Source organism: Arthrobacter sp. K4-10C (genome assembly GCF_059090085.1).
In genome coordinates this window covers 141,839-167,893 of the sequence record NZ_JBNHFI010000009.1, presented here as the reverse complement: position 1 = coordinate 167,893, position 26,055 = coordinate 141,839, and the positions used below count along the sequence as shown (strand labels likewise).

26 protein-coding genes are annotated in these 26,055 nt (G+C 65.0%); 22 read left to right on the top strand and 4 right to left on the bottom strand.

Going from position 1 to position 26,055, the window contains the following annotated elements:
- Positions 1–2: 2 nt before the first annotated feature.
- From thrB to AC5RUU_RS14170, 6 genes are all read left to right on the top strand, one after another.
- Complete coding sequence (gene thrB / locus AC5RUU_RS14195) at positions 3–977, top strand: homoserine kinase (protein WP_493975838.1); 975 nt, start codon at positions 3–5, stop codon at positions 975–977.
- A 294-nt stretch (positions 978–1,271) separates the two neighbouring features.
- Positions 1,272–3,425 (top strand): transcription termination factor Rho, encoded by a 2,154-nt coding sequence (gene rho / locus AC5RUU_RS14190; protein WP_493975837.1) that lies wholly within the window; start codon positions 1,272–1,274, stop codon positions 3,423–3,425.
- Between the two features lie 240 nt (positions 3,426–3,665).
- On the top strand, positions 3,666–4,739 hold the full coding sequence (gene prfA, locus AC5RUU_RS14185) for a peptide chain release factor 1 (RefSeq protein WP_493975836.1): 1,074 nt from the start codon (positions 3,666–3,668) through the stop codon (positions 4,737–4,739).
- 11 nt (positions 4,740–4,750) lie between these two features.
- Positions 4,751–5,623 carry a peptide chain release factor N(5)-glutamine methyltransferase gene (gene prmC, locus AC5RUU_RS14180; RefSeq protein WP_493975835.1) on the top strand — a complete coding sequence of 291 codons (873 nt, stop codon included), beginning with the start codon at positions 4,751–4,753 and terminating at the stop codon, positions 5,621–5,623.
- 12 nt (positions 5,624–5,635) lie between these two features.
- A complete protein-coding gene (locus AC5RUU_RS14175) occupies positions 5,636–6,469 on the top strand; it encodes an L-threonylcarbamoyladenylate synthase (RefSeq protein WP_493975834.1) in 834 nt (277 codons plus the stop codon).
- The gene (locus AC5RUU_RS14170; RefSeq protein WP_493975833.1) at positions 6,469–7,227 is read left to right on the top strand and encodes a WecB/TagA/CpsF family glycosyltransferase; all 759 of its coding nucleotides are present in this window, start codon (positions 6,469–6,471) and stop codon (positions 7,225–7,227) included. Before AC5RUU_RS14175 ends, AC5RUU_RS14170 begins: the two co-directional genes overlap by 1 nt.
- A gap of 25 nt (positions 7,228–7,252) precedes the next feature.
- Here the strand turns inward: AC5RUU_RS14170 and AC5RUU_RS14165 are convergent, their stop codons facing one another.
- A complete protein-coding gene (locus AC5RUU_RS14165) occupies positions 7,253–8,149 on the bottom strand; it encodes a glycosyltransferase (RefSeq protein ID WP_493975832.1) in 897 nt (298 codons plus the stop codon).
- A 287-nt stretch (positions 8,150–8,436) separates the two neighbouring features.
- Between AC5RUU_RS14165 and AC5RUU_RS14160 the strand changes: the two genes are divergently transcribed.
- From AC5RUU_RS14160 to AC5RUU_RS14095, 14 genes are all read left to right on the top strand, one after another.
- Positions 8,437–9,549 (top strand): MraY family glycosyltransferase, encoded by a 1,113-nt coding sequence (locus AC5RUU_RS14160; RefSeq protein WP_493975831.1) that lies wholly within the window; start codon positions 8,437–8,439, stop codon positions 9,547–9,549.
- Positions 9,550–9,658: 109 nt separating this feature from the next.
- Positions 9,659–10,141, top strand: coding sequence for a Cg1360 family ATP-synthase-associated protein (locus AC5RUU_RS14155; RefSeq protein ID WP_493975830.1), 483 nt, complete (start codon positions 9,659–9,661; stop codon positions 10,139–10,141).
- Entirely contained in the window at positions 10,134–10,472 is a 339-nt protein-coding gene (locus tag AC5RUU_RS14150; protein ID WP_493975829.1) for an AtpZ/AtpI family protein, read from the top strand. Before AC5RUU_RS14155 ends, AC5RUU_RS14150 begins: the two co-directional genes overlap by 8 nt.
- Positions 10,473–10,553: 81 nt before the next feature.
- Positions 10,554–11,354 carry a F0F1 ATP synthase subunit A gene (gene atpB / locus AC5RUU_RS14145; RefSeq protein WP_035751787.1) on the top strand — a complete coding sequence of 267 codons (801 nt, stop codon included), beginning with the start codon at positions 10,554–10,556 and terminating at the stop codon, positions 11,352–11,354.
- A 106-nt stretch (positions 11,355–11,460) separates the two neighbouring features.
- On the top strand, positions 11,461–11,664 hold the full coding sequence (gene atpE, locus AC5RUU_RS14140; RefSeq protein ID WP_009356484.1) for an ATP synthase F0 subunit C: 204 nt from the start codon (positions 11,461–11,463) through the stop codon (positions 11,662–11,664).
- A gap of 51 nt (positions 11,665–11,715) precedes the next feature.
- Positions 11,716–12,267, top strand: coding sequence for a F0F1 ATP synthase subunit B (locus AC5RUU_RS14135; RefSeq protein WP_050054630.1), 552 nt, complete (start codon positions 11,716–11,718; stop codon positions 12,265–12,267).
- Complete coding sequence (locus AC5RUU_RS14130) at positions 12,267–13,094, top strand: F0F1 ATP synthase subunit delta (protein ID WP_493975828.1); 828 nt, start codon at positions 12,267–12,269, stop codon at positions 13,092–13,094. Before AC5RUU_RS14135 ends, AC5RUU_RS14130 begins: the two co-directional genes overlap by 1 nt.
- 77 nt (positions 13,095–13,171) lie before the next feature.
- Entirely contained in the window at positions 13,172–14,809 is a 1,638-nt protein-coding gene (gene atpA, locus AC5RUU_RS14125) for a F0F1 ATP synthase subunit alpha (RefSeq protein WP_493975827.1), read from the top strand.
- Positions 14,810–14,881: 72 nt separating this feature from the next.
- On the top strand, positions 14,882–15,772 hold the full coding sequence (locus AC5RUU_RS14120; RefSeq protein WP_493975826.1) for a F0F1 ATP synthase subunit gamma: 891 nt from the start codon (positions 14,882–14,884) through the stop codon (positions 15,770–15,772).
- A gap of 78 nt (positions 15,773–15,850) precedes the next feature.
- On the top strand, positions 15,851–17,305 hold the full coding sequence (gene atpD / locus AC5RUU_RS14115; RefSeq protein WP_493975825.1) for a F0F1 ATP synthase subunit beta: 1,455 nt from the start codon (positions 15,851–15,853) through the stop codon (positions 17,303–17,305).
- Between the two features lies 1 nt (position 17,306).
- Entirely contained in the window at positions 17,307–17,591 is a 285-nt protein-coding gene (locus tag AC5RUU_RS14110) for a F0F1 ATP synthase subunit epsilon (protein ID WP_493975824.1), read from the top strand.
- Positions 17,592–17,601: 10 nt separating this feature from the next.
- Entirely contained in the window at positions 17,602–18,033 is a 432-nt protein-coding gene (locus tag AC5RUU_RS14105; RefSeq protein ID WP_493975823.1) for a DUF2550 domain-containing protein, read from the top strand.
- Between the two features lie 5 nt (positions 18,034–18,038).
- Complete coding sequence (locus AC5RUU_RS14100; protein ID WP_493975822.1) at positions 18,039–19,352, top strand: alpha/beta hydrolase; 1,314 nt, start codon at positions 18,039–18,041, stop codon at positions 19,350–19,352.
- A complete protein-coding gene (locus tag AC5RUU_RS14095; protein WP_493975821.1) occupies positions 19,334–21,892 on the top strand; it encodes a bifunctional lysylphosphatidylglycerol flippase/synthetase MprF in 2,559 nt (852 codons plus the stop codon). Before AC5RUU_RS14100 ends, AC5RUU_RS14095 begins: the two co-directional genes overlap by 19 nt.
- A gap of 146 nt (positions 21,893–22,038) precedes the next feature.
- Here AC5RUU_RS14095 and AC5RUU_RS14090 read toward each other — a convergent pair whose 3' ends face one another.
- Both AC5RUU_RS14090 and nucS read right to left on the bottom strand, forming a co-directional pair.
- Positions 22,039–22,242 carry a cold-shock protein gene (locus tag AC5RUU_RS14090; RefSeq protein ID WP_133346276.1) on the bottom strand — a complete coding sequence of 68 codons (204 nt, stop codon included), beginning with the start codon at positions 22,240–22,242 and terminating at the stop codon, positions 22,039–22,041.
- A 295-nt stretch (positions 22,243–22,537) separates the two neighbouring features.
- A complete protein-coding gene (gene nucS / locus AC5RUU_RS14085; RefSeq protein ID WP_493975820.1) occupies positions 22,538–23,233 on the bottom strand; it encodes an endonuclease NucS in 696 nt (231 codons plus the stop codon).
- A 105-nt stretch (positions 23,234–23,338) separates the two neighbouring features.
- Between nucS and AC5RUU_RS14080 the strand changes: the two genes are divergently transcribed.
- Together AC5RUU_RS14080 and AC5RUU_RS14075 are read left to right on the top strand one after the other, a co-directional pair.
- A complete protein-coding gene (locus tag AC5RUU_RS14080) occupies positions 23,339–23,695 on the top strand; it encodes an Rv1322 family protein (protein ID WP_493975819.1) in 357 nt (118 codons plus the stop codon).
- A 43-nt stretch (positions 23,696–23,738) separates the two neighbouring features.
- Complete coding sequence (locus tag AC5RUU_RS14075) at positions 23,739–24,539, top strand: alpha/beta hydrolase (protein WP_493975818.1); 801 nt, start codon at positions 23,739–23,741, stop codon at positions 24,537–24,539.
- A 13-nt stretch (positions 24,540–24,552) separates the two neighbouring features.
- On the opposite strand, the gene AC5RUU_RS14070 is transcribed toward AC5RUU_RS14075, so the two are convergent.
- Positions 24,553–25,869: an AI-2E family transporter gene (locus AC5RUU_RS14070; RefSeq protein WP_493975817.1), complete on the bottom strand. Its 1,317-nt coding sequence runs from the start codon at positions 25,867–25,869 to the stop codon at positions 24,553–24,555.
- Between the last annotated feature and the right edge of the window lie 186 nt (positions 25,870–26,055).

Below are 26,055 nucleotides of genomic sequence, written 5' to 3'. Positions count from 1 at the left end.
CCTTGGACACCACCTCGCAGGCCGCCGTCGGACTGCAACTCATCGAGGCCGGCCAGCGCGTCACCGTCCGGGTTCCGGCCACCACGGCCAACCTTGGTCCCGGTTACGACAGCCTGGGCCTGGCCCTGGCGCTGCACGATACCCTGACCGTGGAAAGCCTCGACACGGACGAACTCCTGTTCGACCTCCGCGGCGAAGGTGCTGGAACACTGCCCCGCGATGCCAGCCACCTGGTAATCAGGGCAATGGACGCGGCCTTCGAACGGCTGGGGTTCCGCCACGGCGGCCTCAAGGTGACCGCCGAAAACGTCAATCCGCACGGGCGGGGCCTCGGTTCGTCCGCGTCCGCCGTGGTTGCCGCCGTGTCTGCGGCCAACGCCATGGTCCCTGCCGAAAGCCGGCGCGGACAGGACTGGATCCTCCAGCTCACCAGCGAGATGGAAGGGCATCCGGACAACGTCGCACCCGCTATATTCGGCGGACTGGCGCTCTCATGGCAGGACAGTGACCAGTACAGCAGCACCAGTGCCACCGTTGCCGGATCGGTGATCCCCATCGTGGCCGTTCCGGACTTCGAACTCTCCACCGAGGCGGCCCGGGCGTTGCTCCCGGCATCCGTAGGACACCACGCCGCAGCCATGAACTCCGGCCGCGCGGCGCTGCTGATCCACGCCCTGACGCAAAAGCCGGAATTCCTGCTGGCAGGGACCGAAGACTACCTGCACCAGAGCTACCGGGCGGAGGCCATGCGGCCCAGCGCCGCATTGATCGCAGCCCTGCGCGCCGCCGGCCACGCTGCGGTGGTATCCGGTGCCGGGCCCACAGTCCTGGTCCTTGCAAACGGTGAAGCCGAAGCCGCCGAGGCGCTCGGGTTCATCGAGGCATTTACGGCCGCCAACACGCCGGACGTAGCCTGGCGGGTGCTGAAGCTGGCAGTGGACGTTGAAGGTGCTAAGGTGGACTTGCACCGGCGGTAATTCCGCCTATCTGATCTGCTCCTGCATTCAGTTGCTATTTGATCTCCTACTGCGAATGCATTCCGGTGCCGCCTGCTTGGTCTGACGCAGGAACCTGCAGCATCCAACTGCCCCTGAAAGCGTCAGCCCGGCGTTTCTCCTTGGGCGGAGCGCAAGGCGAATCAGTATCCGGCCCTGCTGGCCGAAATCCAACCGGCAAGGCCGAAACCCCGGCTGCAGATCTGAACTGCAGCCCAGATCAAATCATCGCGTCCAGCTCCCAGTCTGGACGCCGTCGAGGGGGAAGGATCCTTCGTGACCGAAACCACTGAGCTGTCACCAGCTGTGGAACTATCTTCAGCCGCCGAATCACCGGCAGCACCCGCCAAGAGCAGCGGCCTGGCCGGCCTGAAGCTCGCCCAGTTGCAGGCGCTTGCCAGCCAGTTGGGGATTTCCGGCGGTTCCCGCATGCGCAAGGGAGACCTGGTTTCGGCCATCTCCGCCCATCGCGCCGGCACCCCCACCACCAAGGCCCCGGCCAAGACAGCCGAAAAGGCTGTCGAGAGCGTGGTGGCTCCCGCAGCTTCCGCTCCTGCGGCCGCGCCGGAGGCTGCCGAAGCACCTGCCGCCGAGGGAACCCGTGCCCGCCGCGGCCGCAGCCGCCGCGCCGTCAGCGATGGCGTTGTTGCCCCGGCCGCGCCCGAAGCCACTGCTGAGGCTCCTGCAGCCCCTGCCGTGGCCGAAGCGGCTGCCGCACCGGAAGCAGAAGAAGCACCTGAGCGCCGCCAGCCGCGCACCCGCAACCGCCGCCGCGGCGAAGCAGCCGCTACGGTGCAGGAAGCCCCTGCCGAGGCTCCTGCCGAGCAGCCCGCTCCGGATCAGGCAGCCGCTGAACAGCGCTCCACTGAACAGCGCTCCACTGAACAGCGCTCCACTGAACAGCGCTCTGAGGCGCCTGCCGCTGACACCGCCGAGGCCGGGCAGCGCACGGACCGCCGCGAAGGCCGCACCCGCGGTGGCCGGGATACCGCAGGACGCGACTCGGACAGCGGCCGCGACAACGCCGGCAGCCGCGAGGCCGGCCAGCGCGAAGGTGCACGCGACAACCGCCGCGACGACAGCGACGACTCTGACGGCGGCAGCCGCAGGAACCGCCGCAACCGCCGCGACCGGAACGACCGCACTGACCGCTCCGGACAGGACCGTGACGGCAATTCCCGCAACGAGCGCTTCCGCGACCGCAACGACCGCCGCCGCGGACGCGCCCAGGGACCGGACGTCGACGACGTCGAGGTCACCGAGGATGACGTCCTGCTGCCGGTCGCCGGCATCCTGGACGTCCTGGAGAACTACGCCTTCATCCGCACCTCCGGCTACTTGCCGGGCCCCAACGACGTCTACGTCTCCCTGGCTCAGGTCAAGAAGTACAACCTCCGCAAGGGCGACGCCGTCGTCGGTGCCATCCGCGCACCCCGTGACGGTGAAGACCGCAGCCAGCAGTCCAACCGCCAGAAGTTCAACGCCCTGGTCCGCGTCACCTCCGTCAACGGCAAAACCTCCGAGGAACTCAAGGACCGCGTCGAGTTCGCCAAGCTGGTACCGCTGTACCCGTCCGAGCGCCTCCGCCTCGAGACCGACCCCAAGAAGATCGGCCCCCGCGTCATCGACCTGGTTGCCCCGATCGGCAAGGGCCAGCGCGGCCTGATCGTCTCCCCGCCGAAGGCCGGCAAGACGCTCATCCTGCAGTCCATCGCCAACGCCATCACCACCAACAACCCTGAGGTGCACCTCATGATGGTGCTCGTTGACGAACGCCCCGAAGAAGTCACGGACATGCAGCGCACCGTCAAGGGCGAGGTCATCGCCTCCACCTTTGACCGTCCCGCCGACGACCACACCACCGTGGCCGAACTCTCCATCGAACGCGCCAAGCGCCTGGTGGAAATGGGTATGGACGTGGTGGTCCTTCTGGACTCGATGACCCGCCTGGGCCGCGCCTACAACCTGGCAGCACCGGCCTCCGGCCGCATCCTGTCCGGTGGTGTGGACTCCGCAGCCCTGTACCCGCCCAAGCGCTTCTTCGGCGCCGCCCGCAACATCGAAAACGGCGGCTCGCTCACAATCCTGGCGACTGCACTCGTGGAGACCGGGTCCAAGATGGACGAGGTCATCTTCGAAGAGTTCAAGGGCACGGGCAACATGGAACTCCGCCTGTCCCGCCAGTTGGCCGACAAGCGCATCTTCCCCGCTGTGGACGTCAACGCGTCCGGCACCCGCCGCGAGGAGAACCTGCTCTCGGCCGAGGAAGTCAAGATCATGTGGAAGCTGCGCCGCGTCCTTTCCGGACTCGAGACGCAGCAGAGCCTTGAACTGCTCACCAACAAGATCCGGGAAACCCAAAGCAACGTTGAGTTCCTGATGCAGGTCCAGAAGACGACGCTTGGCGCAAAGTCGGATAACGACAAGTAGCTGAGTTCAGGGGCGGGGTGCGGATGCCTCGCGTGGTTCGCCGCGCGGGTTTTCCGCCCCCGCCCCTTCGCGTGGTGGCCATGTCCTGACGGACTTGGCCACCACGCTTCGGCAGGCCCGATGCCACTCCCGGGGCGGAGAACCCGCGCGTCGGGCGCCCGGCTTACCTTGTGCCCTGCTGGCTTGGGAAGGATTTCCCGTGCCTGACTAAACTTGGTGCAGAACGAAAGGTTTTGAAGAATGTTTGAGTCCGTACAGGGCCTGCTTGATGAGCATGATTCCATCCAGGCGCAGCTGGGGGATCCTGCTGTTTATGCTGACCAGCGGCTTGCCCGTAAGCTGGGGCGGCGGTCGGCTCAGCTCAATGGCATTGTCGAGGCCTACCACCGTTGGGAGGCGATCCGGGATGATCTGGCTGCTGCCAAGGAAATGGCTTCCGAGGATCCCGAGTTCGCTGCCGAGGTGCCCGAACTGGAGGCTTCGCTGGAGGCGGCGGCCGCGAATCTTCGCCGGCTGCTCATTCCGCGGGATCCCGACGATGCCCGCAACGTAATCCTCGAGGTCAAGGGCGGTGAAGGCGGCGATGAGGCCGCATTGTTCGCCGGCGACCTCCTGCGCATGTACACCCGCTACGCCGAGTCCCGCGGCTGGAAGACTGAAATCATCTCGGCAACTGAGTCGGACCTCGGCGGGTACAAGGACGTCCAGGTGGCCGTCAAGGGCAACTCGAACGACCCCGCCGAAGGCGTGTATGCCCGGCTCAAGTTCGAAGGCGGCGTGCACCGGGTGCAGCGTGTTCCCGTGACCGAATCACAGGGACGCATCCACACCTCCGCCGCCGGTGTCCTGGTCCTGCCGGAAGTCGATGAGCCCGAAGAGCTCGAAATCAACCAGAACGACCTCAAGATCGACGTGTACCGCTCGTCCGGTCCCGGCGGGCAGTCGGTCAACACCACGGACTCTGCTGTCCGCATCACCCACCTGCCCACGGGCATTGTGGTGGCCATGCAGAACGAAAAGTCGCAGCTGCAGAACCGTGAAGCCGGCATGCGTGTCCTCCGCGCCCGCATCCTGGCCCACCAGCAGGAACAGATCGACGCCGCCAACTCCGAGCAGCGGAAGTCCCAGATCCGCACCATGGACCGCTCGGAGCGCATCCGCACCTACAACTATCCGGAAAACCGCATCGCGGACCACCGGACGGGCTACAAGGCCTACAACCTGGACCAGGTCATGAACGGCGACCTTGAGCCCGTCATCCAATCCGCCATCGAGATGGACGAACAGGCGCGCCTGGACGCCCTGAACGACTAGTTCCTGCCAGCATGACCATTGGGCCGGGCCAGTCCCTCGCGGCAGCAGTCAGCGAGGCAACTGCCATCCTTCGCGACGCCGGCGTCCCCAGCCCCCGCGTTGATGCCGAACTGCTGGCTGACCACCTCCTGAAGGTGGGCCTGGGCCGGCTGCGCGCAATGATGCTGGGCGACGCGCCGGCTCCGGACGGGTACGCCGAACTGGTGGAGGAGCGGGCCGGCCGGGTCCCGCTGCAGCACATCACCGGCGTTGCGCATTTCCGTTACCTTGAACTTGCGGTGGGGCCCGGCGTGTTCATTCCCCGGCCCGAAACGGAGTCTGTGGTCCAGCTGGTCATCGACCGTGTCCACGGGATGTCGTCGCCCCGAATCGTCGACCTCGGGACGGGGTCCGGTGCCATCGCCGGTTCGATCGCCCATGAGGTTCCCACCGCAGAGGTGCATGCGGTCGAATTCAGCGCGCTTGCACATGCCTGGGCGGCAAAGAATTTGGCGCCCCTGGGCGTCCACCTTGTGCAGGGGGACCTGCGTACTGCACTGCCGGAACTTAACGGAACGTTCGACGTCGTGGTTTCCAACCCGCCATACATCCCCGCTGAGGCCATTCCCAACGAGCCCGAAGTGGCGCTTCACGACCCGCCTGAGGCGCTGTACGGCGGGGGAGCGGACGGCATGGAACTTCCGACGGCGGCAGCGGCCTCGGCCGCCCGGCTGCTGCGGCCCGGCGGCTACTTCGTCATGGAGCACGCGGAGGTCCAGGCCGGCTGGATTGCCGCCATGATGGGCCGCGCGGGCAAATGGCGTGGGATCACCACCCACCATGACCTGAACAACAAGGAGCGCGCCACCAGCGCCGTGCTCGCGGACCCGGACCATTCGGAATGAAAGAATAGGCCAGTGACCACAACCTATGACTGCACCGTTGACGATCAGCGCGCCCAGGGGCTCGAACATGCCCAGCGCGCCATCGGCGAAAAAAAGTGCGTGGTGCTTCCCACGGACACTGTGTACGGCATCGCGGCCGATGCCTTCTCGCCGCAGGCCGTCACCATGCTGCTGGTATCCAAGGGGCGCAGCCGCACCATGCCGCCGCCCGTGCTGATCCCGCGGATCAATGCCCTGGACGGGCTGGCAACCGACGTTTCCGCGGACGCCCGGAAGCTTGCCGAGGCTTTCTGGCCCGGCGGCCTCACCCTGATCCTGCATGCCCAGCCGTCCCTGGATTGGGACCTCGGTGAAACCAAGGGGACCGTTGCGTTGCGGATGCCGGCCGACGACATCGCCCAGGAACTGCTGACCCTCACCGGGCCGCTGGCCGTCTCCTCCGCCAACCGCACCGGCCATGCTCCGGCCCAGACTGCGGCCGCTGCCCGGGAACAACTGGCCGACTCCGTCGAGGTCTACCTGGAAGGCGGCTTCCGTCCGGCCGAGGGTGAAGCGGCAGTTGCCTCGACCATTGTGGACGCCACCGGACCGAGGCTCCGTGTGGTCCGCAACGGCGCCATCAGCCTGGACCAGCTCCGGGAACACGTCCCCGGCGTGCTGGGACTGGGAGAGATTCCCATGGCGGAGGAGGAACCGGCGGCAGAGGAACCCGCCGTGGACCTGCCCGTCCAGAACCTGCCCGTCCAGGACCTGCCTGCTCCCGCCGGCTCCTCTGCCGTAGCACCTGCCGGTGGCGCTTCCCAGCCCCAGGGCCCGGCCGCCTCGGACCAGAGCCCGCAGCCTTGATGACGCTGGAACGCCAGCAGATCCCCTTCCTGGAGGTTGATGCAACCCCGCTGCGGGTCCCCGAGCTGGTGGAGGAGCTGAGCCGTTACATCCAGGACGGATCCACGCGGACCGTCCTTGGCCACAACCTGCACAGCGTCACCCTGACGCTGTCCGACGACGGCTTCCGGGCCCTGTACAAGCGCAGCGACGTGGTGCTCCTGGACGGCGCCCCGGTGCTGTGGCTGTGGGGGAGGACCGGCAACGCAGAGGGCCCGGTCATGGACTACCGCCTGGGTTCCACCGACTGGCTCCCCGCGCTGGACCAGGTGCGGGGACTGGAACGGATTGCCGTCGTGGGAGCCGGCGCGGAAGCAAACGCCGGCGCGGCAGCGAAACTTCGGTCGATCGTTCCCGGCGCGCACGTGGCGGGTTTTCCGGGGGAGAACTGGAACCCGGGCCTTGAAGACGCTGCGGTCGAATGGCTGCACCGTGAACAGCCGCAGCTGGTCCTGTTGGGCCTCGGCATGCCCTTGCAGGAGGAAGTCCTGCAGCGTCGGCTGGATTCCCTGCCTCCCGCTGTCTACTGTGCGGTGGGCGGCGCCATCGAGCAGCTTGCCGGAGTCCAGAAGCTCGCCCCCCGCTGGCTTGGCCGCCTGGGCCTGGAATGGGCCTGGCGCCTGCTCCTGCACCCGCGCCGCGTGGCCTACCGTGTCTTCGGCGAACCGTGGGTCCTGCTCTGGCTCCTGGCAGGCAGGCGCCTGCGGGGCCGGAAGTAGGCCCTTCCAGGCGGAACGTCCGGGGTTAGAACTTCTGGTCCTCCAGCGGGGCGAAACCCTTGCCCCGAAGGCCTTTGCTGAACGATGAGGCCCAGCCCAGGAACCCTGCGAGGTCCCGCCGCTGGAGGAAGTAACCCGCGTAGCCGCCTACGTCCGCCACCAGGGAGCGGACACGGAAGTAGCGGCGGATCAGGTAACCGCGGTTCCGGTAGTAGTAGTACCGCTTGAAAGCCGTCTCGGGAACGATGACGTGCCAGCGGGCGCCATAGACATGCTGGGTTTCGGAGAAAGCGTGCGGATGCGTAATCGCCGTAGTTGTCACGGTCCCGAACCGGATTCCGGCTTTCCGCAGGCGGATGGTGAAATCGACCTCGTCGCCGCGGATGAACAGGCGTATGTCCGGCAGGCCCACCTTGAAGAAGACATCGGAACGGATCAGCGCGCCGTTGAAGAAGTGCCCGTCGTTGGGCAGGAACCCCAGCTTCTCAACCTCGGCCCTGCTGTGGGTGACTTTTCCGTCCAGGCGGAAGAAGAAGGACAGCCGGTCCGGGTGGCCGGGCGCTGTCACCAGCGGGACCACCGCCTCAAGGTCGCGTGCCTCTGCCTCCCGCAGCAGGGTGGCGAGGCACGCCGGATCGGCCGGCTCGGCGTCGTCGTCCATCATCCAGATCCATTTCGCGCCGCTGGCCACAGCCTTGAGCGCCGCCAGCGCGAAACCTCCCGCTCCGCCCAGGTTGGCCTCGGACCTGACGTAGTCCACATTGCCGTGCCGGGCGGCAACCTCACGGGCCGGCTCTGTTCCGCTGTCAACCAGGCAGATTGTGTCCACCGCCGCAGTCTGGGCGTTGATCGAATCCAGCAGCACCGCCAGTTCCTTCGGGCGGTTGAAGGTGACTGCGGCAACTGCGATGCGGGGGGTCATGAAGGGTCCTTTCAGCATGGCTGTCAGGGATTTCCCCGCTCGTAATGCGCCCGTGTGGCGCGAAGCCATGAAGCCGGTGGCGCTAGTATCTTTGACTAGAGTCCACTGTAATACAGCCCTGTAAGGCACTGCGTATAAGGCAATACGTACTGCCTGCTGCGCGCTCGGCGACGGAGAAGTTTCATTTATCGAAGAACAGATTCCCTGCCAGTGAGCCCACCCGCCGGGGTCCAGCTGCCAAAGCTGCCCTGCTGCATCCCCTCCACAGTTGAAACGGCCGATACCCCATGATCATGTACCTGCTCATGGGCCTCACGGCTGCCATCGTGTCCTACTGCGCCACCTGGGGCGCCCGGGTGGTGGGCCACCGCCTGGAACTGCACCTGCCCATCCGCAGCCGCGACATGCATTCAACACCCGTCTCGCGGCTGGGGGGAGTTGCCATCTTCCTCGGCGTGATGGTGGCGCTGATTGTTGCGAGCCAGTCCTTCTTCGTCAAGGACATCTACCGGAACAACTTCTCGCCTTGGGGCGTCCTTGCCGGCGCCGCAGTGATCGTCCTGGTGGGCGTGGCCGACGACCTGCTGGACATCCGGTGGTGGGTCAAACTGATCGGCCAGAGCGCCGCCGCCCTGACTGTCGCCGTCTGGGGTGTCCAGATGACCATCGTGCCCTGGGTGCCGGACCCCATCTACCTGGAAAACGAAACAATCCGCGTGGTGCTGACAGCCGGGCTGATCGTCACAACGATGAACGCTTTCAACTTCATCGACGGCCTGGACGGACTGGCCGCCGGCGTGGCCATCATCGGCGGCACGGCGTTCTTCTTCACGGCGTACTGGGTCCACCGGAACGCCATACTCCTGGACTACTCGGACCTTGCGACCCTGATCACCGCAGTCCTGGTGGGAAGCTGCCTGGGCTTCCTGCCGCACAACTGGTTTCCATCGAAAATCTTCATGGGGGACTCCGGAGCCATGCTGATCGGGCTGCTCATGGCCTCGGCGGGTGTGGTCTCAACCGGCCAGATCACCAGCGGTCTCTATGACCGGGCCAACGGTATCTCCACCGTGATTCCCATCCTGCTGCCGTTCGCCGTCCTGTTCCTTCCGCTGCTGGACCTGGGCCTGGCGGTGGTCCGCAGGACCGCCCGCGGCCGGTCGCCGTGGTCGGCAGACCGGGGCCACTTGCACCACAAGCTTCTGGACATCGGCTACTCGCACCGCACGGCAGTGATCCTGATGTACCTCTGGACCGGCGTCCTGTCCTTCGGGGGACTGGCCTTTGCCATCTTCCCGTGGCAAATCGTCCTTGCTGTGGACCTCTTCGCGACGCTGGTCATGGGCCTCGTCACCGCGTGGCCGTACCTCGCGCGCCGTAACGAGGAGACTCCGGCGTAACGCGGGTGCGGAAACATTTCTATCTCATGTAGAATTTAGGGGCAGCCAAAGCTGCCCCTCCACCCCGCCTTTTGGTTTACTGCCTCTTGGTACCGACGATTGGGATCGCATGACCTCCAACGCCGAGTCCGGACCTGCGTCCGGCAAAGGACACGTTGGTGCTTCGGGTCCCACCCGGTCCCTCTGGCTTCATCTCCTGAAGCTCGGTTCCGCCGCCGCGGCAGCAGGACTGGTGCTGTGCGCCGGGGCCGCTGCGCTGCTGGACGGCACCAACGGTGCTGTTTCCGGCGTGCTGGGCGGACTGCTGGTGATGCTGTTCTTTGGAATCAGCCTCCTGGTGGGCCATTTCGTGGGACGCAGCAATCCTTCCGGAGCCATCGGCGTGTTCGTGGCAACGTACTTCATCAAGGTGGTGGGCTTCGCCGCCGTCCTGTTTGTGGTCGGCGCCCCGCAATGGCTGCATGGCCGCTGGTTCGTCGCAGGTGCTGTGACAGCCGTCGTTCTCTGGCAGGCTGCCGAAATCCATGGTTTCAGCAGAGCCCGGCTGCAGATCTACAACGATCCAGAACCTAAGGAGGCCTCCGATGCGTGACCCGAAGAAGTCCGGAAAAACCTCCCGCGTTAACCCCGCATCCGGCGGTTCCGCCCCCGGTGTATCGGGCGACAACTCCGACGGCGGATACAACGCCGGAATGGCCGTCTTTAGCTACATCATTGGCGGAATCATCGTCTGGAGTTTGATAGGGTGGGGACTGGATTATCTGTGGGGAACGCGCTGGATTGTGCTCGCAGGCGCTCTGCTTGGAGCCGTCGGAGGTTTTTACCTTTCCCACATGCATGGCCTCACCAGTTCTCGCAAAAATGCTGGGGAGCGTCCTGCTGCCAGCGGGCCGTCCACGGACGGCGACACTAATGCCAAATAATTTCACAGGGGGAACAGCAGGCCGTCAGGCTGCCGGTCCCCGCCCAACGCCCAATGATGGACACTGCAGAGAGGAAACGCGTTGATCGCGCTTGCGCTCCCGGCCCAAGATTCAGGAGAGTTCGCTCCTCCTGGTATTAACGAAATGCATTTGCCGGCAATCCTGCCGTGGGGTGCCGCAGAAGGATTCTCCAAGCAGATGCTGCTGGTCCTCCTCTCTGTCGCCATTATCGCCACCTTCTTCGTGCTGGCCGCACGCAAGCAGCAGCTGGTACCCGGCAAGCTCCAGTTCGCCGGCGAAGCCGCCTACGGCTTTGTCCGCAACGGAATCGCCAAGGACATCATCGGCGGCAGGGACTTCATCAAGTACGTCCCGCTGCTGTTCAGCCTCTTCTTCTTCATCCTGGTGAACAACATCTACGGCGCCATCCCGCTGATCCAGCTCCCCACGTTCTCGCACGTCGGCGGCGCTTACGTGCTGGCCGGCCTCGTCTACTTCACCTGGATCGCCATCGGCGTCAAGAAGAACGGCCTGCGCTACTTCAAGCTGGCCACCGTGCCGTCCGGCGTTCCGTGGTTCATCCTTCCGATCGTGATCCCGATCGAGATCATCTCCAACTTCCTGGTCCGGCCCGTCACGCACAGCCTCCGTCTGTTCGCCACGATGCTCGCAGGACACCTCATCGTGATGATTGCCGGCTCCGGCATCGAATACCTGGTCATGCAGGAGAACATCCTGCTCAAGGGAACCTCGGTCCTGGTCCTGGCAGGCGCGATCGCCATGTACATGCTCGAGGCCCTGATCATGGTCCTGCAGGCCTACGTCTTTACCCTGCTGACCGCGATCTACATCGAAGGCGCGCTGCACGCCGACAGCCACTAGGCACTGCCGCCGGCCCAACGCCGGCAGGCACACACAGACTTCCCCTTCGCGGGGATGAAGCAACCCAAACAACCTGCCACAGAGTGGCATCTTGAAAGGAAGAAAAATGGAAGGCAATCTCAACCTCGTAGGTTACGGTCTGTCCGCAATCGGCGGTGGTATCGGTGTGGGCCTCGTATTCGCTGCTTACATCAATGGCGTTGCTCGCCAGCCGGAAGCACAGCGCGTGCTGCAGCCGATCGCATTCCTCGGCCTTGCGCTGACCGAAGCCCTCGCCATCCTCGGCCTGGTCTTCGCCTTCGTTCTCTAGTCCTGGAACGAAGCGAACTTACAGAACCGAGTAGAAAAGGACGGGTGAAAAATGAATCAGCTGATCATCTCAGCCGCCACTGAGGGCGAAGTCAACCCCCTGGTTCCCAACGTCTGGGAAATGGGCGTTGTCCTCGTGGGCTTTGCCATCCTCATGTTCATCGTGGTCAAGTTCGTTGTCCCGATGTTCGAAAAGACCTTCGCCGAGCGTGCCGAGGCCATCGAAGGCGGCATTGCAAAGGCTGAAAAGGCCCAGGCTGAGGCGTCTGCTGCACTCGAAGAGTACAAGCAGCAGCTGACCGACGCCCGCGCCGAAGCCAACCGCATCCGTGAGGAAGCCCGCGCAGAAGGTGCCCAGATCCTCGCGGATCTCAAGGAGAAGGCAGCTGCAGAGTCTGCCCGCATCACCGCGCAGGCCCACGCACAGATCGAATCCGAGCGCCAGGCGGCTGTTGTGTCGCTGCGCTCTGAGGTGGGCACCCTGGCCACCACCCTTGCCGGCCGCATCGTTGGCGAATCGCTCAACGACGATGAGCGCGCAGCACGGGTCGTGGACCGTTTCCTGGCAGATCTGGAGACCCAGAACGCAGGTGCAGCTAAGTAATGGCAGGCGTATCGAGCGAATCGCTGGCAACAGCCCTGGCCGCGTTGGAAGCCAAGCTTCCCACCGCGTCGCTGCAGCTGGCAACGGAACTCTTCGGAATCCTGGGAATGGTGGACAGCTCGGCTGGCTTGCGCCGCGCCCTGACTGACCCGTCCCGCTCCGGTGACGAAAAGTCGGCGCTGGTCAGGCAGCTGGTTGGCGGAAAAGTCTCCGCTGATGCTGCAGAGATCGCGGGCGAATTGGCCAGTTCACGCTGGGCATCGGCGCGCGACATCGGCGATGCACTCGAGACTCTTGCCGCAACGGTGGTCATCTCCGTTGCTGAAAACAAGTCGGCCGTTTCTGCCTCCGGAATCACTGGCCTGGAAGAACTGGAGAACGATCTGTTCTCCTTCAACCAGGCTGTTGCCTCCAGCCACGAGGTACAACGTGCTCTGTCCGAACCACAGGCCAGTGCAGCCGCCAAGGCTGCCCTTGCCGCGAAGCTGGTCCCCGGCGCCAGTGAGGAAGCAAAAGTCCTCATTACGCAGGCCGTCTCCCAGCCCCGCGGCATCAAGCCCACCCGGCTTGTGGAACGGTTCGCCGAGCTGGCGGCCAAACGGCAGCAGCGCTGGATTGCAACGGTCAGCGTGACCCGTCCTTTGACGCAGACGCAGCTGGAACGCCTTCGGGCGGGCCTGAATGCCCTGTATGGGCGGGAACTGAAGATCAACGTCAATGTTGATCCAGCACTCATTGGCGGAATCCGCGTCCAGGTGGGTGACGAAGTGCTCGACGCTTCGGTCATCACCAGGCTGGGCGAGCTGCAACGCCAGCTGGCCGGCTAGCCGGACAAGCACAACCAAACTGATAGAAACCCCGGTCACCTTACGGTGATCACAAAACAGGAGAGCAGGGACTGCAGATGGCCGAATTGACCATCAACGCCGACGACGTCCGTATTGCGCTGAACGAGTTCGCGGCGTCCTACGAACCCGGAAACGCAGAGCGCGTAGAGGTCGGCCGCGTAACCACCGCTAGTGACGGCATCGCCCGTGTTGAGGGCCTCCCCTCGGTCATGGCGAATGAGCTGCTGCGCTTCGAGGACGGGACCCTGGGCCTCGCCCAGAACCTCGACGTCCGTGAGATCGGCGTCATCGTCCTCGGCGACTTCACCGGCATCGAAGAAGGCCAGGAAGTCCACCGCACCGGACAGGTTCTGTCCGTGCCCGTGGGCGACGCCTTCCTCGGCCGCGTAGTGGACCCGCTGGGCGTGCCCATCGATGACCTCGGCGAGATCAAGGCCGAGACCACCCGTGCCCTGGAGCTCCAGGCTCCCGGTGTCACCCAGCGCAAGTCGGTGCACGAGCCGATGCAGACCGGACTCAAGGCAATCGACGCCATGATTCCGATCGGCCGCGGCCAGCGCCAGCTGATCATTGGTGACCGCCAGACCGGCAAGTCCGCCATCGCGATCGACACCATCATCAACCAGAAGGCGAACTGGGCTTCCGGCGATGTGACGAAGCAGGTTCGCTGCATCTACGTGGCAATCGGCCAGAAGGCGTCCACCATCGCCGCCATCCGCCAGACCCTTGAGGACAACGGCGCGCTGGAGTACACCACCATCGTGGCGTCCCCTGCTTCCGACCCCGCAGGCTTCAAGTACCTGGCACCGTACGCCGGCTCGGCCATCGGCCAGCACTGGATGTACGGCGGCAAGCACGTCCTCATCGTGTTCGATGACCTGTCCAAGCAGGCCGAGGCCTACCGTGCAGTGTCACTGCTGCTGCGCCGCCCGCCGGGACGCGAAGCCTACCCGGGCGACGTCTTCTACCTGCACTCCCGCCTGCTGGAACGCTGCGCGAAGCTGTCCGACGAACTGGGTGCCGGCTCCATGACGGGCCTGCCGCTGATCGAGACCAAGGCGAACGACGTTTCCGCCTACATCCCGACCAACGTCATCTCCATCACCGACGGCCAGATCTTCCTCCAGTCTGACCTCTTCAACGCCAACCAGCGTCCCGCTGTTGACGTGGGTGTCTCCGTGTCCCGCGTGGGCGGTGCCGCACAGGTCAAGTCGATGAAGAAGGTCTCCGGCACCTTGAAGCTGGACCTGGCCCAGTACCGCGACATGCAGGCATTCGCCATGTTCGCCTCGGACCTGGACGCCGCATCCCGCCAGCAGCTGACCCGTGGTGCCCGCCTGATGGAACTGCTCAAGCAGGGCCAGTACTCGCCGTTCCCGGTCGAGAACCAGGTTGTCTCCATCTGGGCCGGAACCAACGGTTACCTGGATGACGTTCCGGTTGAGGACATCAGCCGCTTCGAACGCGACTTCCTGGACCACCTGGGCCGAAAGTCCTCGATCCTCACCACGCTGGCCCAGACCAACGTGCTGGACGACGACACCGTTGCAGCTCTGAAGTCCGCAATTGTGGACTTCAAGAAGGGCTTCTTCGGTGAAGGCGACAACCACCTGGTGGGCGCCGGCCACGAGGAACACGACGCCATCTCCGAGGGCGACGTTGACCAGGAAAAGATCGTCAAGCAGAAGCGCTAGTTCCGCTCACCGAGTGTGCCGGGCCTCAGGGTCCGGCACACCCGGTTTACGGAATGTTAGGAAAGGATAAGTATGGGAGCCCAGATCCGGGTCTACCGCCAGAAGATCAGCTCGACCACGTCGATGCGCAAGATCTTCAAGGCGATGGAACTGATCGCTACCTCGCGCATCGGTAAGGCCCGGGCGCGCGTAGCAGCTTCACTGCCTTACGCGAACGCGATCACGCGCGCCGTTTCTGCTGTCGCAAGCCAAAGCGAAATCGACCACCCGCTGACCACCGAGCCGGAGCAGATCCGCCGTGCCGCAGTCCTGGTAATTACCTCGGACCGTGGCCTTGCAGGATCCTACTCCGCCAGTGTCCTCAAGCAGGCGGAAGGTCTCAACGAGCTTCTCCACGCTGAAGGCAAGGAAGTCAAAACCTACCTCGTGGGCCGGAAGGCACAGGCCTACTTCGACTTCAGGAACCGCCAGTACGCGCGGGTCTGGACCGGAGGAACCGACGCGCCCGAGTTCGGCACCGCCCGTGAAATCGGCGACGCGCTGCTGGCCGATTTCGCCGCAGACTTCGAGGACGGTGGCGTGGACGAGATCCACGTCGTCTACACGCGCTTCAAGTCGATGGTGAGCCAGGAACCCACGGTCATCCGGCTGCTGCCCCTGGAGGTAGTGGAAGAGGAAGCCGCCTCCGAGTCGGACCTGCTGCCGCTGTACGAATTTGAGCCGGAGACGGAGCGGGTTCTTGACGCACTGTTGCCGCGTTACATCGAATCGCGCCTGTTCGCAGCCATGCTGCAGGCCGCGGCGTCCGAACTGGCTGCCCGCCAGCGCGCGATGAAGTCGGCAGGGGACAACGCCACGGACCTGATCAAGAAGTACACGCGTCTGCGCAACACGGCCCGCCAGGCCGAGATTACGCAGGAGCTCTCCGAGATTGTTGCCGGCGCCGACGCCCTTGCGTCGTAACCCGGCCACGGTTCCGCTGAACCTGCACCACCACAGATAAACTTAACCCCACGCCATCTACTGAGTGAAGTGAGAGAGATGACTGCCACTGCTACCGAAAACGTAGCCGCAACGACCGGTGCCACCGGCCGCATTGCGCGCGTCATCGGCCCGGTTGTCGACGTCGAATTCCCGGCTGACGCAATCCCGTCGATCTATAACGCACTCACCACCGAGATTACTCTCAACGGTGAGACCAAGACCATCACGTTCGAGACGTCCCAGCACCTGGGTGACAACCTCGTCCGCGCCATCTCCCTGCAGGCAACCGACGGCCTGGTCCGCGGCACGTCCGTGGTGGACAGCGGCGCACCGATCTCCGTGCCCGTCGGCGACGGCGTCAAGGGCCACATCTTCAACGTCCTGGGCCAGCCCCTGGATGTTGCCGAGTCGGAATTGGAAATCAGCGAACGCTGGCCCATCCACCGCAAGGCTCCTTCCTTCGCCTCGCTTGAAGGCCAGACCGAAATGCTGGAAACCGGCATCAAGGTGATTGACCTTCTCACCCCGTACATCAAGGGTGGAAAGATCGGCCTCTTCGGCGGCGCCGGCGTGGGCAAGACCGTCCTGATCCAGGAAATGATCACCCGTGTTGCCCGCAACTTCGGTGGTACCTCGGTATTCGCCGGTGTTGGTGAGCGTACCCGTGAAGGTAACGACCTCTGGGTCGAAATGGAAGAGGCCGGCGTTCTGAAGGACACCGCCCTTGTGTTCGGCCAGATGGACGAGCCGCCGGGAACGCGTCTGCGCGTGGCCCTGTCCGCCCTGACCATGGCGGAATACTTCCGCGATGTCCAGAAGCAGGACGTGCTGCTCTTCATCGACAATATCTTCCGCTTCACCCAGGCCGGCTCCGAGGTTTCCACGCTTCTGGGCCGTATGCCGTCCGCCGTGGGCTACCAGCCCAACCTGGCTGATGAGATGGGCCTCCTGCAGGAGCGCATTACCTCCACCAAGGGCCACTCCATCACCTCGATGCAGGCCATCTACGTTCCCGCAGATGACTACACCGACCCGGCGCCGGCAACCACCTTCGCCCACCTCGACGCGACCACGGAACTTTCCCGTGAAATCGCATCCCGTGGTCTTTACCCGGCTGTTGACCCGCTGACGTCCACTTCCCGAATCCTGGATCCCCAGTACATCGGCCAGGACCACTACAACACGGCTGTCCGTGTCAAGCAGATCCTGCAGAAGAACAAGGAACTCCAGGACATCATCGCCATCCTCGGCGTTGACGAACTGTCGGAAGAGGACAAGATCGTCGTGTCCCGTGCACGCCGCATCCAGCAGTTCCTGTCACAGAACACCTACACCGCCAAGCAGTTCACCGGCGTCGAGGGCTCCACGGTTTCCATCAAGGACACTGTTGAAGGCTTCGCAGCCATCTGCGACGGCGAGCTCGACCACATCGCAGAGCAGGCGTTCTTCAACGTCGGCGGCCTCGATGACGTTGAGCGCCAGTGGGCCAAGATCCAGGAACAGACCAAGTAACATGGCTGAGCTACAGGTTGAGATTGTCGCAGCGGACCACTTCGTGTGGTCCGGAGCGGCCAAGATGGTCAAGGCCCGCACCAGCGATGGTGAAATCGGAATCCTGCCCGGCCACTCGCCCCTGCTGGCGATCCTGGCCGAAGGTGAGCTGGCCATCCAGCCGGTGTCCGGTGACCGTATCGCAGTAGCTGTCGACGGCGGGTTCTTCTCCGTGGACAACAACCGCGTGGTTATTGTTGCTGACAACGCCCACCTGGGTGAGTCGGCTACCGCTGGGATTCGCTAGCATCACCTTGATGGACGCATCTAGTCTTCCGTTCATCGCACTGGCAACCGCTTTTGGATTGCTGATCTTTGCACTGTGCCTTTCGGGGGTACGCCGCTTCAACCTGCGGCGTGCCCTCGGCACGGTGGACGCCTCCATCTGCATGGCTGGAAACAGCTGGCAGATGGGGGTTTGTCGTTATCAGGACAACGACCTTGAGTGGTTTCGGCTGCTCTCGCTTAGCGTCCGGCCCAAACACAAGTTCAAGCGGCACTCGCTTGAACTCCTGGGCCGCCGCAACCCGACCGAAGCCGAGGCCGTCAAGGTCCAGCCCGACGTCGTCATTGTTGAACTCCGGTACGAAGGGCAGGACCTCCGCCTCGCCATGAAGTTCGACGCCTACACGGGCCTCTCATCATGGCTGGAGGCCGGCCCGGTCATCGGCGTGGGGACCTGGCGCTAGCCGTCGTGGACTGGATTTTCGAGGTCCGGCTCACGGACGGCCCCCTGTACTGGGCGGCCCTCGTCCTGGGGGCTGCCGGAGCCGTCTACCTCCTGCTCCCGCCTTCGCCAGCGCATGCCGGACGCCGCTGGATTTTCCGCATCATCGCCGCTTCCGCCGCCGCATTTGCCCTGGTGGCCACAGTGCACTGGGCCCTCATCAACGTCTTCACGGTGTTCCCGGAGAACATTCCGGATGCTGTCCTGCTTTGGGTGGTTCCCGCTGTCGTCGCCGTGCTGCTGGGGCTGATGCGCCTTCCGCGCAGCACTTGGCCCCGCCGTGGAACTGCCCTTGTGGCAGCACTCCTGGTCGTGGCGCTGTCCTCGGTCCAGATCAACGCCTACTTCGGGCTGCACCGGACAGTGAGCGACCTGCTGGGCACAGCCCTGTCCCGGATTCCCCCACTTGAAGCAGGGCTCACGCGCCAGCCCGGCCAGCTCGACGGCGTCTCCCTCGACGGCTGGACTCCGCAGGGCGAACTGCCCGCCGGGGGAGCCATGCGCAGGGCGTCGATCCCGGGCACCCTTTCGGGGATGAACGCGCGGGAAGCGTACATCTACCTGCCGCCTGCCTACTTTGCCCCCAACCGGCCGGCGCTTCCGGTCCTGGTATTGATCGCCGGCCAGCCGGGAGGCCCTGCTGACTGGCTGACCGGCGGTGCCATCCAGGGGCACATGGACACCTATGCGGCGGCACATGGCGGGGTTGCTCCAGTTGTGGTGATTCCCGACCCCAACGGTTCCCAATCCGCCAATACCATGTGCATGGACAGCCGGATTGCCCGTGCTGACACCTACCTGGCCAAAGACGTCGCGGGATGGATCAGCTCCACCCTTACGGTGGACACCAACCACAGCCGCTGGGCAACCGGCGGCTTCTCGTTCGGCGGCACCTGCGCGGTGCAGCTGGCCACGAGGCATCCTGAGCTGTTTCCGGCGGCGCTGGCGTTCTCTGCGGAGGCCGAGCCGGCCATCGCCAAGGAACGGCAGAAGACCATCGACGCTTCCTTCCCCGGCGACCCCGAGGCCTTCGACCGGCAAACGCCCCTGGCCATCATGAAGCAGGAGCGGTTCGAGGGCAGCGGCCTGTACCTGACGGCAGGACAGGACGATCCAGAGTTCGTGGGCTATCTGCGGACACTGGCAGCGGCGGCAGAAAACGCCGGGTTCACGGTAAGGGCCTACGAGGTGGAACACACCGGCCACTCCTGGGACACCTCGTCGCGGCGGATTGAGGATGCCCTGGATTTCCTCGCGGACAGATGGGGGCTGCCGCTGTGAGCACTGACAGTCAGGTCCGCACCGCGGCGTTGGCCTGGGAGACCGTGATCCGCCCGGCGCTGGGCCGCGGTGCAGCCGAGCTGCGGTCCGTGCCGTTCAGCCTGGCTGTCCTTGCGGTGTTCCTCGGTGCCGGTGCCGTGACCGGCAGCTACCTGGCCGGGCCACCGGAACACCTGCTGGAGCTGGCCGGCGTCAGCGGCCCGGGACTCCGTGCCGGCCGATGGTGGTCGCTCTTCACAAGCCTCTTTTTCGCCACCAACCCCCTGGCCTATCTGGCAGCGTCACTGATGATCATCGTGCTGCTGGGGCTTGCCGAGCGCAAACTCGGGTCCCGGGTGGCGGCGGGCCTGCTCTTCGGCGGCCAGTTCGCTGCTGTCACGCTGTTCCTTCTGATCACCCAGCTCGCAGTGTATGCCGGCGACGGATGGCTGGACCGGATGGCGGACGACGTCCTTATCGGACCCTACGGTCCCGTTCTCGCAGCAGGGCTGGCCGGCAGTGCACGCCTGCCGGTCCTCTGGCAACGGCGGCTCAGGACGGCCGTGATCTCCGTATCCCTCCTGCTGGTCCTGTACGTGGGGCATGCCGAAACCGTCATCGGCCTCCTGGGCGCCCTTCTCGGGCTGCTGGCGGGGTGGTGGATCCAGGGCGACCAGGGCCAGCTGCACCGGCACCGTTCAACAGGGCGTGAGGCCCGGAACCTCCTGGCCCTGACTGTTGCCGTTTTCGCCGTCGGACCAATCCTTACCGGGATCGCCCGCGCCCCCACAGGGCCGCTGGCGCTCCTGCGGGACGTAGTGCTGAATCCGATGCCCACCCTCAGCCAGCTCGCCTTCAATTGCGGGGCAACCGTTGAGGCCTCCTGCCTGGAAGCGGGGCGGGCAGGTTTCGCCGGCCCGTTCGGGCTGGCCCTCGCCGTGGTGCCGGTACTCCTGTTGCTCATCTGTGCCGACGGCATGCGCCGCGGCCGAAGGCTGGCGCTGAATATCGCCATTGCCATCCAGCTGGCCGTTACTGCGCTGGCGGCCGTTTACCTCGCGCTCTTTGCGCTGGTCCCCTCACGTCCGCAAGGACCGCAGGCGGCACCCATGGGCTCGGCTTTCGCGCACGTGCTGCCGCTCGTCGTCGTACCCCTCCTGCTGGCCGTGGTCCTCTGGCTCAACCGGCGGCAGTTCAGGGTGCAGACGCTCCCCGCCGCCCGGCGCACCCTCGCGGTGGTGGTGGTCGGCTCCTGGGGCCTGCTGGCAACCGCCTACGCCGCCGCCTGGTTATGGTCCGGCGGGCTGGAGCGGGACGGTGGGTTGCTGGGACTCTTCGCCGAGTTGGCCCGACAGTATGTCCCGGTTCCCATTCCGCAGCACTACCACCGTGTGTTTGCGGACCGGAACAGCGTGGAAGCTGTTCTCTTCGCGTATTCGGGTCCGGTCTTCTGGGTGATTGCGCTCGTGGCGGTGTGGTGGGTGCTGGTCGGCGGCCACCACGGCCATGATTCCGGCCGGCAGGACCGGTCCCGGGCCCGGGAACTGCTGCACAGGGGCGGCGGTCCACTGTCATGGATGGCGCTCTGGGAACCCAACACGTACTGGTTCAGCCCCGACGGGCAGGGAGCCATGGCCTACCAGCAGCACGGCAGTGTGGCATTGACCCTTGGCGGCGCTTTCGGGCCACGCCAGGCCCAGCAGCCGGTCACCGAGGGGTTCCTGGCATACTGCCGCAGCCAGGCACTGATTCCCGCACTGTACTCCTGCGATGATGCCCTGTGGCCCGTGCTGCAGGAGCGCGGGTTTGCCAGGGTGCCCGTCGCGCAGGAGACGCGGCTGGCCATCAGGGAACTGGAGTTCAAGGGCAAGGAATGGCAGAACGTCCGGACGGCGTTGAACAGGGCGGCGAAGCTGGGGGTGGAAGCGGTGTGGGGCCCCTACCACTCGCTGCCGGCGTCCCTGCGGTCAAAGCTGAACGAGGTTTCGGAGGAATGGGCCGCCAATAAATCGGTTCCGGAGATGGGCTTCACGCTGGGCGGGGTGGACGAACTCGATGACGACGAAGTCCTGTGCTGCCTTGCGGTGGACGGGAACGGCGCGGTCCATGGCGTGACCAGTTGGCTTCCGGTGTACGACGACGGGAAGCTGGTCAGCAGGACGCTGGACGTCATGCGCAGGGGCACCGAAGGATTTCCCGGCGTCATGGAGTTCCTGATTGCCTCCGCGGTGCTGGAGCTGCGCGGCTCGGCGGAAGTGATCTCGCTGTCAGGTTCGCCGCTGGCCAGCCACGGCGGCACCCAGGACAGCGCAGCGAACCAGGACAGTGCTGAGAACCTGGTCCGCATACTCGACCTGGTGGGGCATGCACTTGAACCGGTGTACGGCTTCCGGTCCTTGGCAGCGTTCAAGTCCCGGTTCAAGCCGGAATACCGCGCGCTGTATCTGTACTACCAGGACCCGCTGCACCTGCCGGCGATCGGCCGGGCCCTGACCCGTGCATACCTGCCCGGGCTTTCCCTGCCGCAGGGCGCGCGCCTGGTCCGCAAATTGGTCAAGTAATGGCATTTGCGCGATAGCCGAAAGAGCTGCAGCAAAGATGCCGGATAAGATCCGGGAACCGGCAATTGAAACAAAAATGATCCCCGGCAGAAATACCGGGGATCATTTGTCGCTGCGGGCCGTGGAAGCGGCCGTGCGGCGGGGGACTAGACCAGCGTGACGCCGGTAGCCTGGGGGCCCTTGGCGCCCTGGCCGATCTCGAACTGAACACGCTGGTTCTCGTCGAGGGTCTTGAAGCCGTTGGTCTGGATTTCCGAGTAGTGAACGAAGACATCACCGTCGGAGTCATCCGGGGTAATGAAGCCGAAGCCCTTTTCAGCGTTGAACCACTTGACGGTTCCCTGTGCCATTTATTTCTCCTCATTGTGGAACTTTTTAAGATCGGCACACCTCGTACCGGCCTTGGTCACTCCGCGAGAAGAATCCTGAATTCCGGCCCCGATAAAAGGTCCGGCGTTGCAGGAGCTTCGCGCTCGCAACATGTCTTGCGAGCATGAAAAACACCTACACAAAGACTGAGATAAGAATTTCATGCCTCTTCGCGCGGGTCAACGGTTTTGACGGGGAAACGGTCAAAATTTAGGTAAAGAACGGGTTAAATGCCTCGTCAGAGGCCTGTTTCATTACTCTGCCGTGGTGCAGCGCTCAGAAAAGGCGCGATTCGCTGTCGTCCACGCCGCGCATGGCGTCGTAGTCAAGGGTGATGCAGTCAATGCCGCGGTCGGTCGCCAGCACCTTTGCCTGCGGCTTGATCTGCTGGGCTGCAAAGATTCCGCGCACGGGCGCCAGCAGCGGGTCGCGGTTGAGCAGTTCCAGGTATCGGGTGAGCTGCTCCACGCCGTCAATATCGCCCCGGCGTTTGAGCTCGATGGCCACTGTGCCGCCGTCGGCGTCGCGCGCCAGGATGTCCACCGGTCCGATGGCCGTGAAGTACTCACGGCGGATCAGGGAATAGCCGGTGCCGAGCGTTTCGATCTGTTCAGCAAGGAGCCGCTGGAGATCGGCCTCCACGCCGTCCTTGATCAGGCCCGGATCAACCCCGAGGTCGTGGGATGTTTCGCTTAGCTTTTCATGGATATTGATGATGAGCCGGTCGTCGGTTTTCGCTGACTGGACGGTCCATTGCTCCACCACTCCCAGCTCAAGATCCACATCCTCGGGAGAGGAGACCCGGAGGGTGGCCGGCGGGCTCATCCAGTTGAGCGGCTTGTAGGACCCGCCGTCCGAATGGACCAGCACTGAGCCGTCCGCCTTGACCAGGAGGAGCCTGGTGGCGAGGGGGAGATGGGCCTTCAGCCGGCCAACATAATCAACGGAGCATCGGGCTATGACAAGTCGCACGCCCTACAGACTATCGCGTGCCGCCCCGCCGGCCGGTCCCGACGGCGGGCGGCCGGCCCGTTTCACCCGCGCGGCGGGTGTTCCCGGCTGGGGCAGAATGGATGCATGCCGCGTTCGAACCGTCCCCGCCGTCCTGTTTCAGGAAAGGCCGCTGGCTCCGCAAGAAAGGGCGCCGGGAAAAAGGGAAGCGGTGACGTTCCCGAGCTTGACCTGGAACGTGCCCGGGCCGGTATTGCGCGGCGGGAAAGTGCGCCGGACGGGGAATGGATGGTCCGCACCATGACGGCAAAAAACGCTGAGAAGACGTACATCTGCCCGGAATGCTCCACCGCCGTGCTGCCGGGGGTGGCGCACCTGGTGGTGTGGAAGGACGACCACCTCTTCGGCGCCGCGGCCGGGCTGGCGGAGCGGCGGCACTGGCACACCAACTGCTGGATGTCGCGCAGTTACCGCTACCGCTGACCGCATGGGCGGAAGAACCCCTTCTGTCGCTAAGCTGGCAGGCATGACTTTTGATCCGGCGTCGTACGAATTCACCCCGGCCCGGGGCCCCGTTCCCATCCGTGCCGCCACCGTCCTGCCTGCCCGGCGCGAAAACGTGGAGCTGCAGACGGACGACGGCCACACCCTGGTGGGCGAACTGGCATTGCCCGAATCGGGGCCTGTCCGCGCGACGCTGATTACCCTGCACCCCTTGCCTACGCACGGCGGCTTCATGGACTCGCATGTGTACCGCAAGGCCTCCTACCGTCTGCCGGCCCTGGCCGGCATCGCGGTGCTCCGCTTTAACACCCGTGGCACCGCCTCCCCGCGCGGAACCAGCACCGGCGCCTTCGAGGAGGGCATCGGCGAGCGGTACGACGTCGAGGCGGCGGTCCGCTTCGCCGTCGAACGCGGACTGCCCAACCGGTGGCTGGTGGGCTGGTCCTTCGGCACCGAGCTGGCTCTGATGTACGGCGCGGTGGAGCCGGTTGCGTCGCAAGTGGAGGGTGCTGTACTGCTGTCCCCGCCGCTGCACCGGGCCACGGACAAGCACCTGCAGCAGTGGGCCGAGTCGGGCAAGCCGCTCACCGTCCTGGTCCCCGAGCACGATGACTTCCTCCAGCCGGCCGAGGCGGCCGCACGGTTCAGCCTGGTGCCGCAGGCGCGCGTAGTGGGCGTTGACGGCGCGAAGCACCTGTGGGTGGGGGAGAAGTACGCCGCCCGGGTCCTCAACGAAATCGTGGACGATGTCACTGAAGCGGGTTCCGGTGCGGCCGGGCTGCCCACCGAGTGGGACGGCCCGGCAGCTACCGCTTCCGCATAGGCCGCTGCCGGGTTCAGTGCTGGTCCTGCCGGACGATGTAGATCTCCCTGATCAGCAGCAGGACGGCGGCCGCCGTGGGGATGGCGATCAGGGCGCCGAGGATCCCCAGCAGGCTGCCGCCCGCAATCACGGAAATAACCGCCACCGCGCCGGGCACCGCCACGGCCTTCTGCATGATGCGCGGTGAGATGAAGTAGGCCTCGAACTGCAGGTAGGCGAAGTAGCAGATGCCGTAGATGGCGGCGGTCTGCCAGCCCTCCGTCAGGGAGACAAGCAGCACCACAATCCCGGCAATCATTCCGCCCACCAGCGGGATGAAGGCGAGCAGGGCAACCACGAAGGCCAGCAGCAGGGCGAACGGAATGCCCACGATGGACATCACGATGAAGGCGAACGTGGCGTTAAGGATTGCCACGCACGCCTGTCCGATCACGTAGTTTCCCACTGAGCGGGTGATTTCCTCGGACAGTGCCTCCACCCGGTTGCGGCGGGAGCGCGGCGCCAGCCGGTACCCCCATTTCTTCATGGCCGGCAGGGCTGCCAGGAAGTACAGGCTCAGCACCAGGACGATCAGGGTGCCGAACAGGCCGTTGGCAATCGTGGAGCCGAAGCCCACCACGCCGCCGAAGATTCCGCCCACCGCGGCGGGGTCGTTGACGAACTTGTCCAGCTCCTCCGCGACGCGGTCCCGGACGCCGAACTGGTCGTCAAGGCTGCGGAAGAACTCGGAGTCGATGAAGTCCCGGATCCACACCGGCGCCTGCTCCACGATTTCGGTCACCTGGCCCACGATGGTGGGGATAAGCGTGGCGAAGAAGCCGACGACGGCGCTCACCAGGACAGTCACGGAGACCAGGATTCCTGCCGGACGGGGAATCTTTCGGTTCTCCAGCCAGCCAACCACCGGTTCAAGGCCAAGGGCGATGAACAGGGCTGCCACGATCCACAACAGCAGCTGGGTGGTGTTCGAGCCGATCCAGTAGACCAGCAGGGCAAGGCCGACGCCCACGGTGCCCATGAAGCCCATGTAAAGGGGATGCTGCGGCGACATCCTGGGGCCCGGCCGGCCGAACTGCGGGCGCAACTCGCTGTCCCGCTCCAGGTCAGCCTCCTGCTGGTCTTCCTGGACGTACTCCGGCGGCATCTCGAACCGGAGCCTCGGCTGGGCCCCCGGCAGCGGCTGGCGAAGCCGGCGGGCCACCAGGCCAAGGGCTGCCGCGGCAGAGCTTTTCCGGCCGCCACCCGAAGGTCCCGGCGGCACGGCTGCCGGGGGCTGCTTGCCCCCTGGATTCTCGGATGCGGCGGAAGACTCGTCCGTCTTGTCAGTCACTGGTTTTGGGTGCCTGTTCCGTGCGTGGCACCGCGTCGGCGGGCCGGTGTGATGATCATCGCAAACACTATCAGCCGCCTTGTCAACAGCTGCGAAGGAGCATGTTCCCGGGCATGCTGCCGGGCTTTGCAGCAGGGCCGATCAGGGTCCCTGGTAACAAAACGGTTACTATGGGAGGCAAACCCC

Coding starts and splice junctions, on each gene's coding strand:
- prfA (WP_493975836.1), top strand. CDS start 3,666: ATGTTTGAGTCCGTACAGGGCCTGCTTGATGAGCATGATTCCATCCAG.
- prmC (WP_493975835.1), top strand. CDS start 4,751: ATGACCATTGGGCCGGGCCAGTCCCTCGCGGCAGCAGTCAGCGAGGCA.
- AC5RUU_RS14170 (WP_493975833.1), top strand. CDS start 6,469: ATGACGCTGGAACGCCAGCAGATCCCCTTCCTGGAGGTTGATGCAACC.
- AC5RUU_RS14165 (WP_493975832.1), bottom strand. CDS start 8,149: ATGACCCCCCGCATCGCAGTTGCCGCAGTCACCTTCAACCGCCCGAAG.
- AC5RUU_RS14160 (WP_493975831.1), top strand. CDS start 8,437: ATGATCATGTACCTGCTCATGGGCCTCACGGCTGCCATCGTGTCCTAC.
- AC5RUU_RS14155 (WP_493975830.1), top strand. CDS start 9,659: ATGACCTCCAACGCCGAGTCCGGACCTGCGTCCGGCAAAGGACACGTT.
- AC5RUU_RS14150 (WP_493975829.1), top strand. CDS start 10,134: ATGCGTGACCCGAAGAAGTCCGGAAAAACCTCCCGCGTTAACCCCGCA.
- atpE (WP_009356484.1), top strand. CDS start 11,461: ATGGAAGGCAATCTCAACCTCGTAGGTTACGGTCTGTCCGCAATCGGC.
- AC5RUU_RS14135 (WP_050054630.1), top strand. CDS start 11,716: ATGAATCAGCTGATCATCTCAGCCGCCACTGAGGGCGAAGTCAACCCC.
- AC5RUU_RS14130 (WP_493975828.1), top strand. CDS start 12,267: ATGGCAGGCGTATCGAGCGAATCGCTGGCAACAGCCCTGGCCGCGTTG.
- atpA (WP_493975827.1), top strand. CDS start 13,172: ATGGCCGAATTGACCATCAACGCCGACGACGTCCGTATTGCGCTGAAC.
- AC5RUU_RS14120 (WP_493975826.1), top strand. CDS start 14,882: ATGGGAGCCCAGATCCGGGTCTACCGCCAGAAGATCAGCTCGACCACG.
- atpD (WP_493975825.1), top strand. CDS start 15,851: ATGACTGCCACTGCTACCGAAAACGTAGCCGCAACGACCGGTGCCACC.
- AC5RUU_RS14110 (WP_493975824.1), top strand. CDS start 17,307: ATGGCTGAGCTACAGGTTGAGATTGTCGCAGCGGACCACTTCGTGTGG.
- AC5RUU_RS14105 (WP_493975823.1), top strand. CDS start 17,602: ATGGACGCATCTAGTCTTCCGTTCATCGCACTGGCAACCGCTTTTGGA.
- AC5RUU_RS14095 (WP_493975821.1), top strand. CDS start 19,334: ATGGGGGCTGCCGCTGTGAGCACTGACAGTCAGGTCCGCACCGCGGCG.
- AC5RUU_RS14090 (WP_133346276.1), bottom strand. CDS start 22,242: ATGGCACAGGGAACCGTCAAGTGGTTCAACGCTGAAAAGGGCTTCGGC.
- AC5RUU_RS14080 (WP_493975819.1), top strand. CDS start 23,339: ATGCCGCGTTCGAACCGTCCCCGCCGTCCTGTTTCAGGAAAGGCCGCT.
- AC5RUU_RS14075 (WP_493975818.1), top strand. CDS start 23,739: ATGACTTTTGATCCGGCGTCGTACGAATTCACCCCGGCCCGGGGCCCC.